The sequence below is a fragment of the Lactobacillus delbrueckii subsp. bulgaricus genome, from assembly GCF_046938665.1.
GTDB classification, from domain to species: domain Bacteria; phylum Bacillota; class Bacilli; order Lactobacillales; family Lactobacillaceae; genus Lactobacillus; species Lactobacillus delbrueckii_C.
The window spans coordinates 1-500 of the sequence record NZ_JBKZCD010000074.1 but is presented as its reverse complement, the minus strand read 5'-3'; the positions used below and the strand labels follow the sequence as shown (position 1 = coordinate 500).

Here is a 500-nt window from a genome sequence, read left to right as displayed (position 1 = left end):
GGATACAGAAACTGTAGAAGCTGTAAATGTTGATGGTTCAACCCCAGAAAAGGTAAACGTGACTGTATATTACGGCCACCAAACTGTCCCAGTAACTCCAGAAGATCCGAAGAACCCAGGCGATCCAATCATCCCAGGCGGTAACGTAACTTATCCAGAAGGCGTAACTGAGAAAGACTTGAAGGATACTGTCACCCGGACTATCGAGTATGTTGACGCTAAGGGCAACCCAGTCAACGGTTCTCCAGATGGCAAGAGTTCATACGTACAAACTATAACGTTTGAGCGGACTGCAATCGTTGACAAGGTAACCGGTGAGATTCTCGGCTACGACACCAATGGTGACGACAAGGCTGACACAGACGATCCTAACCGCGCTTGGAAGCCACTTAGTGCTGATCTTGGCGAAGTTAAGTCAACTGATCCAAAGACTCTTGGCTTTGACCATGTTGACAAGAGTGCGGTATCTAAGGAAACTGTAGTGCCTGGTCAAGCAGATC

General features: G+C 47.8%; 1 protein-coding gene. It reads left to right on the top strand.

Features of this window, described 5'->3' with window-relative positions:
- The coding region (locus ACLUXO_RS10245; RefSeq protein WP_412137453.1) for a mucin-binding protein at nucleotides 1-500 on the top strand (500 nt) is incomplete at both ends.